The organism is Caldisphaera sp. (assembly GCF_046536515.1).
Taxonomy (GTDB): domain Archaea; phylum Thermoproteota; class Thermoprotei_A; order Sulfolobales; family Acidilobaceae; genus Caldisphaera.
The window spans coordinates 1-7,110 of the sequence record NZ_JAWDMQ010000065.1 but is presented as its reverse complement, the minus strand read 5'-3'; the positions used below and the strand labels follow the sequence as shown (position 1 = coordinate 7,110).

Sequence of the window (7,110 nt, the reverse complement as noted above, 5' to 3'; positions counted from 1 at the left end):
TGCTCTATAGCCGCACCTTCATTTAATTTATAAAGCTGAACAATGACTTCAGGCATTTCGCCTAGTGTTGCTTCTGCAAACCTTTTAATTTCCTCAAATTCAGCTTCCATATCTTTTCTTAATTGATCCATATTTCACTCACCACACTAAGAAGCCTCGCCCTTTAGGGCGGGGAGCCGTCAGTCACCAACAACTTAATATATTCAGCGGTATATAAAAATTTGTATTGACTAGTCAGTATATTATAAGTACAGCTTAATAATTTTTTTGAGCTGGATTGCTGAAGACAGCTTGGGACACCAAGTTTTCCTTAAAAACATTATTACGACCTAGAAGGGGAACTTATCATTTTTGTCAATTTTAATATAAGTCTTTTTATTATTAAAAGTATAATAACTTATAAATTCTGCATATCACAATAAATTTAGGTGAATTTAATGTCAACAAAGCCTAAGAAAAAATCTTCAAAGAAAAAACAAACTTCACCCATGACATCAGCAGGTTTGATAGCGTTCTATGAGGATTATGATAGCAAAATAGAAATATCTCCTATGACATTAATAATAATATCGGTTGCCATAGCAATTATAGTGATATTTGCAAGATTAATTTGATCTATAATCATTAATAATTATATTGTTTTATTGCAAATAATATTTTCTGACCTCCTGCCCGCCCCTTCTTGGGGGAGGTTTGTCGTTCACTTTATCAAGAAACGTCTTGTTTAACCAATATTTCCCTTAAATGGCTGCTATAATCCACTTCCATAATTTCTTCTATTATTTTATTTAGATCACTTAAACTTATTTTATTAGATATATCTCTATATCTGCTAAATTTTATAGCTATTTTAAGAGCATATATATGGGAACATCCTTTATAAGTCCTTTTTTCTATTTGCATTCTAAACCCCTTACAACTGCAATATAATGGTGAACCATTTGATGACAATATTAAGTGATCTCCATGTTCTCCAATATAAACCCATAACTCCGGATATTTGCTTATTAAGATAAACCTATTAGATAAACCTATTTCATTTACTTTTCTTGCCCATCTGCTCGGCACTTCCATAAAAGAGCTTTCATTAATTTCATATATTGTTTGATTTTCTTTTGAGTTCGATAACATCATAACCACAGCTTTCTTTACCTATTACTATATAATCTGCTAAATTCAAAAATATTCCTGTCTCAACAACTCCTGGAATTGATCTAAGCATGTCATTATAATACTTTGGATCATCCAATGGACCTGTGTATATATCTATAATAAAGCCTCCCCAATCGCTTATTATTGGTCCATCTTTTGCCTGACATTGCCTAATTTCGTATTTTATATTTTTCTTTTTAAAAATATTTGAAATATATGGATAAGCCTTTGGTATAACTTCTATTGGGACAGGCTTTTTTTCTCCTAGTTTATTTACTAATTTTTCTTCGCTAACAACAAATATATTAAGGTTTCCGGAATATGCTAAAATCTTTTCACCCAATAAAGCTGCTCCCCTACCTTTAATCATATCTCCTTGTCTTGTTACTTCATCAGCCCCATCTATATAAATATAACTATCTTTTTGATTATATTCAACTGCTTCTAAGCCTAAAGATGATAAAAATAGGGATGTAGAGTTGCTGGAAGTTATCAATTTTTTATTAATAAGCAAATCAACAGATTCCCTAATAAAAGCTTGTGTTGTAGAGCCTGTTCCAAGACCAACAGTTTTATAACTTGACACAAATTTTTTAACCAATTCAAAAGCGCCTTTAGCTGCTTCCTTCTTAGCATCGCATTTCATTGTGTTTCCCTTTTATTTTAGGTTACATACTTAAATTTTAATATTATTCGCAAGGTAAACTAAGGAAGTTGAACTATAATCCCTAAAAGCTAAATTTCTCTTAGAATTATTAATATTAAATTATCAGTTAAATTTCCTTTATAGAGAATATATAGTAGCATATAAATATTGTATTATAGAAAATTCAAATTTAAATATAATATCTTCTTTTCTCATAATAATTATATGGTGATACATATGCCAGACGAAGGTCCACCTGTTATTACAATTTGTCCAGGCCTTCAACCTAAAGTGTATCCTAAAGATAATGTTAGCAAAGCAGTGCAAGTTATGGTCGAAACTGGTATAGGGGCTGTTGCTGTTACAGATGAGCAAGGAAAGATTATAGGAATTTTTACCGAAAGAGATCTATTGAGCAAAGTTTTAATTAAAGACAAAAGACCTGAGGAAATAATTATTGGAGATGTTATGACTAGAAATCCAATTGTTGGTAACCCGTCATGGAGTGTTTTAAAAGCAATAAAAACAATGGCATACTACGGTTTCAGGCACTTACCCATAGTAGATGAGACAGGAAATTATTTGTGCATGGTATCTATAAGAGAGCTTGAAAAATTTATAACGGAACTAGATATTGGAGTTGAGCCCAGTGAAATACTTGGCGGAGATTGATTTATTATAGCTAAGATTCTCTAATTATGCTCTGAATTCATTAAGATTTTTCCATTAATTCCTAAGCAATATCAAGGATAACATAGTGTATTAGGACCTCAATTAGTCCAGGCAACGTAATTCATGGTCCGCTAGGGCTTGTTACATTAAAAGCCGGATATTTATTTACCAGAAAATTTTTAATCTTTATATCTGGGTGAATCGATTGAAAAATATATTAATAACAAACGATGATGGAGTTTATAGCAAAGGGTTAAAACTTCTTTACGAATCAGTAAACGAATTAGGAGATGCTAAAATAGTTGCTCCTGAAACCCCAAAAAGCTCTACAGGGCTTGGAATAACATTACACAAGCCTCTAAGGCTTTATCCTATGGAAATAAACGGATTAAACGTTTACGCTACCAACGGTACACCATCGGATATTATATATCTTGCTTTGAAAGAAATTTTTAATAAAATAGATTTGGTAGTTTCAGGAGTAAATATTGGTGATAATACGAGCGTTCAAGTTATTCTATCTAGCGGAACTGTTGGAGCTGCCGCTCAAGCAGCTATAGTAGGAATACCATCAATTGCTTTTTCTGCTGATGTTAAAGAAGAAATGGAAATAACTAGGAAGGATTATTATGACTATATAAATATAATAAACAAAACAATTTCTAAATATGTATTAGATAACGGATTTCCCAAAGGGGTTCACCTTTTAAATGTAAACTATCCGTCAGTAATTAATAGTAGCACTAAAGTAAAAATAGCAAAACCAGCTAACGTCAAATTTACTCAAAAAATAAGCATAAATAGGGATCCTGCAGGAAGAAAATACTATTGGTTATACGGTTCTACAGTAAAGCCGAAAAATGATAAAGTGAACGACAAACCCCTTCTAGGGGCAGGGTAAAGTTTTTTAAATTTAGAAACTTATTAAAAATTGAGACAGTTGCTAATGGGGTATGCGTCACTGAAACATGAGGTACGCCTCTACCCCAACTAACAAGTGTAATAAAATAGGGTTCCAAGCCGATCAACCCTTAAAGCATGAGGAGCGGGAGCCGATTTCTCCCGCAATATCGGCTTGGTGGATAATAGAGTAGCACCCGTAAAGGGGTGTAACCCTTGAGACCTCAGGAAACCCTTCAGGGCGGGGAGGAGGTCAGACTGATGTCTATGCAGTGCATGTAGAGAAGGCTATTGCAATAACACCCATCTACTTGGGCTTATTTCCTTATAGGCTTAATAAAGATACATTACTTAAATTAAATTATTTGACAAACTTAATAACTAAAGAAATTAGGAGTTAGGTTTTAAATTTATTATAATTTGTTATTAATATATTTTTCTAAATATTCGCATCCCTTAATCAAAATATCTGTTGATCCCTTTAGATCTCCAGAAAACTTATCCTTTTCTTTAAATCTAATAATTAAAGGCTTATAGTTCATCCTAGCTTCGACTAATGATGCTAGCTTTTCTTCAGGAATAGGTTGGTCTGGTCCTAAAACTATTATATCTGGTTTTATGGTCTCTATAGGTTTTATTATATCCTTTTCATCTCCAAGCATGGCTTTATATACATATTTTATAGAGGAAACCATTTCGAGCCTTGTATTTTCATCTAAAATTGTTGGTCTACCCTTGTTTTTATATGCATTAATATCTCTAGCTATTACTACGTAAACCTTTCCGAACTGAGAAGCAAATTTTAGCAAATGAATATGACCTGGATGCAATATATCAAAGGTTCCAGCAACGAACACTCTTGTTTCCTTTAATGGGTTCTCAGGCCATTTTACATCTATTAGATTCAAAAACTTCAATGAATCTATCAGCCCTTCAGAATAAGAAATTGATATCAATGCATCTTCCAAATTATCATTTTTTAAAAAATATTTTGCGTCTTCCAAATATGCTTTTACATTAACTAATAAATATGATATATCAAAGCCTTTTTCCATTATTAATTTATTTTTCGATTCTAGATCTGACAAAGCACTTTCAACATTATTAACATATTTTTCGATTCTGTACTTGATAGCATCCATTGCTTTCCGCCTTCCTTCATAAATAGTTTTTTCCAAGTCTAAATAATTTAGCTTTTTAAAGAGTTTAATTTTAAAAATGATCGGTCGTTAAGGATCTGGGTAATTGGTTAAAGACCCAGTTATTGGTCTACCGCTAGACAAATGAAGAGGGGTAATAAAGAAATCTCTACCAGCTAGCTATGAAGTGATGAAAATGAAGGTTGTAAATCAAACCTATGATCTACCTAAGGGAACCCTTTAGGATGAGGAAGAGGTTAGTTTTTTGAACCACTAATTAATGCGTTATATTCTAAAGCTAGATCCCTCCTAACTATATCACCTTTCGGCTTCAATTCTTTCCAAGCCATTGCTCTAAATCTATAAATTCTTGTCTTATTATCAAGCCAGCAGTCCGGCCACAAACCTGCTTTTAAGCATGTTTCAGATAGAAAAGTTTCTTTATCCCATAGATTTTCAACAGGTACTTGAGGCAATAGTAAACCCCTATGGTATCCTCTTTCTGCAACAAGACCATCTCTACCTATAACTACAAAGTTGAGCCTTCCTTCTTTATCTGATGGGGCCTCCTCTAGTTTTGACAATACAGAAACCTCGAAAGTAACTGTATCTAATTCATATTCGTCCATAGGATTAAATCTTGGATCATTAAATGCAGACTCTATTGAAACCTCTATAACAGTTTTTGCTAAAGGCTTTATAGGCTCAATAAATCCTATGCATCCCCTCAAACTATATTGTTTTTCTGAATAATAAGTCTCTATTGTAGTGAATGCAGCTCCAGGCCTATACAAAATTTTTGGTAAGTTTTCAGGTACTTTCATTACTTCTTTATTTTTAAAATAATATTCAACGCTTTGTCTTGCTAATTTTACTAAAACTTTACCTATGTCATCATTAATTTCGTCTGGATCTACTGGTTTATTTAAATTTTCCTCACTCATATCTAATCCCTTATATTTATTTATCTAAGAGAGCTAATATAGAATTTTTATTTCTTTTTCATTTGACTTTTTATAATTTTAAGTACCCTATTATCCTGGATTTACCAAACTTAACATTTACGTCGGCTACCATAATTCTTTTGGACTCTGGCATAGGCTTTGATAATTCCACCTTTGCCTTACCTTCAAGCTTTAATTGACCCATTAAAATAACTCCTCCTGAAATAAAATGATATTGACCATTTTCTTTAATTTCGCTCCACGGATATTTTACAAACTCCCCTTCTAATGATTTATACCATTTTTTGCTTTCAGGAATTAATGCATAGGTATCCTTTACATCATCGGCCTTAACGTTTTTTAAAGCTAAACCTACTCTAACCCCAGGTCCAACATTTTCCTGATCTTCATCTAAAACTTGTATGCTTTTTACCTCAACTGTCTGCATTGATGGTAGTGCTATCATTTTGTCATGCACGTTCAAATCCATAAAAGTAAAGCCTAACATAACTGCTCCAACTCCTTTAACAGTAAAAACCCTATCTATATATACAAAGTCTTCTTTCCTTGATTCTGGCTCTTGGTATTTTATTTCGTTATCATAATCAGAACTCACATTAATATCTATATTAGATGATGCAATAAGCTTTTTAATCAACCCTGTATTATTGTGAATTGCTACAGATCTGATACCAGATGAATTTGCTGCCAATAATAATTCTCCGTCTTTCCAATCTAAGTTATCGTTTAATAATATTATTATCTTATTTGATAAGGAAATTGCAATCAATGTATTTATAATTGATGAGGGATATTGAGTTGGAACTATGGTAGATAAAACGTAATCGTCTTGCTTTCTATAATAAATATTTAAATCACCTTTATCCTGCAATTTACCCATTTTTTCTGCAGCCTGCTTTGCCATATCTTCATTCGGCGAAATTATAGATATGATACCTCCTCTCATCTTTATCCTCCTAGCTAAATGAATTTTCTGACCTCCTCCCCGCCCTGAAGGGCGGGAATTCCCTGAGGTCTTAAGGGTTACACCCCTTTATGGGTGCTACTCTGTTATGATCTACAATAAAAGATAGGGGTTTCTTTATTGTTGATAATACTTTACCTGTTGCTTTCTTTAATATGTTTAAAGCTCCATTTAAATCAGAATGAAGTTTATGTTTTAATGGACAACTAATGACTCCTCTAGGATTTCTTTTAACTTCTACATTATGATAAGCACAATACTTTGAGGTATTATATTCTATAACTTCATATACTTTAATGCCATATTCTTGTGCTTTAAGTTCTATTGCATTAATTAATTTACGGTAAGACCACATGTTTACTGTAAATTTGTTACCCTTTTCCTGAGAGATGTTAAATGGATAACCTAAATAAATGGTTGAAACACCTAATTCATGTAACCTCTTCATTAGGTGAGACGCTAAATTCCTATATAAATGCAAAAGTCTCCTCATTAATTTCTTAAAAAGCCTTTTCTTCTCTTTTAATAATTCATCATATGCTTCATATTCGCCAATGTTTCTTGTATTATCTGCTAAGGATTGTACTTGTGCTATCTTATTCTCTAAATAAAAGTAGTCCTCCTTAGTCCTAACACCTTTGTAGAGAAACCAAGTGCCATCGTTTAATACTA

The 7,110-nt window shown here is 32.5% G+C and carries 10 protein-coding genes; 4 read left to right on the top strand and 6 right to left on the bottom strand.

What is annotated here, in order from left to right; translation table 11 throughout:
* The first annotated feature begins 437 nt into the window (after nucleotides 1–437).
* Complete coding sequence (locus tag RXO53_RS07390; RefSeq protein WP_410713588.1) at nucleotides 438–614, top strand: preprotein translocase subunit Sec61beta; 177 nt, start codon at nucleotides 438–440, stop codon at nucleotides 612–614.
* Nucleotides 615–708: 94 nt separating this feature from the next.
* On the opposite strand, the gene RXO53_RS07385 is transcribed toward RXO53_RS07390, so the two are convergent.
* A complete protein-coding gene (locus RXO53_RS07385; protein ID WP_410713587.1) occupies nucleotides 709–1,131 on the bottom strand; it encodes a hypothetical protein in 423 nt (140 codons plus the stop codon).
* The gene (rpiA, locus tag RXO53_RS07380) at nucleotides 1,094–1,798 is read right to left on the bottom strand and encodes a ribose 5-phosphate isomerase A (protein WP_410713586.1); all 705 of its coding nucleotides are present in this window, start codon (nucleotides 1,796–1,798) and stop codon (nucleotides 1,094–1,096) included. The genes RXO53_RS07385 and rpiA overlap by 38 nt, the downstream gene beginning before the upstream one ends.
* A 237-nt stretch (nucleotides 1,799–2,035) precedes the next feature.
* Here rpiA and RXO53_RS07375 point away from each other — a divergent pair, with 237 nt between their 5' ends.
* The 3 genes from RXO53_RS07375 (at nucleotide 2,036) to RXO53_RS07365 (ending at nucleotide 3,564) form a co-directional block, all read left to right on the top strand.
* Entirely contained in the window at nucleotides 2,036–2,470 is a 435-nt protein-coding gene (locus tag RXO53_RS07375; protein ID WP_410713585.1) for a CBS domain-containing protein, read from the top strand.
* A gap of 205 nt (nucleotides 2,471–2,675) precedes the next feature.
* Nucleotides 2,676–3,371, top strand: coding sequence for a 5'/3'-nucleotidase SurE (gene surE, locus RXO53_RS07370; RefSeq protein WP_410713584.1), 696 nt, complete (start codon nucleotides 2,676–2,678; stop codon nucleotides 3,369–3,371).
* Nucleotides 3,372–3,438: 67 nt separating this feature from the next.
* On the top strand, nucleotides 3,439–3,564 hold the full coding sequence (locus tag RXO53_RS07365; RefSeq protein WP_410713583.1) for a hypothetical protein: 126 nt from the start codon (nucleotides 3,439–3,441) through the stop codon (nucleotides 3,562–3,564).
* A 219-nt stretch (nucleotides 3,565–3,783) separates the two neighbouring features.
* Here RXO53_RS07365 and RXO53_RS07360 read toward each other — a convergent pair whose 3' ends face one another.
* From RXO53_RS07360 to RXO53_RS07345, 4 genes are all read right to left on the bottom strand, one after another.
* On the bottom strand, nucleotides 3,784–4,512 hold the full coding sequence (locus tag RXO53_RS07360) for a DUF357 domain-containing protein (protein WP_410713582.1): 729 nt from the start codon (nucleotides 4,510–4,512) through the stop codon (nucleotides 3,784–3,786).
* Nucleotides 4,513–4,766: 254 nt separating this feature from the next.
* Nucleotides 4,767–5,453, bottom strand: a complete 687-nt coding sequence (gene amrA, locus RXO53_RS07355) for an AmmeMemoRadiSam system protein A (RefSeq protein ID WP_410713581.1) — start codon at nucleotides 5,451–5,453, stop codon at nucleotides 4,767–4,769.
* Nucleotides 5,454–5,523: 70 nt separating this feature from the next.
* Nucleotides 5,524–6,420, bottom strand: a complete 897-nt coding sequence (locus RXO53_RS07350) for a translation elongation factor (protein WP_410713580.1) — start codon at nucleotides 6,418–6,420, stop codon at nucleotides 5,524–5,526.
* 70 nt (nucleotides 6,421–6,490) lie between these two features.
* The coding region (locus RXO53_RS07345; protein ID WP_410713579.1) for a zinc ribbon domain-containing protein at nucleotides 6,491–7,110 on the bottom strand (620 nt) is incomplete at its 5' end.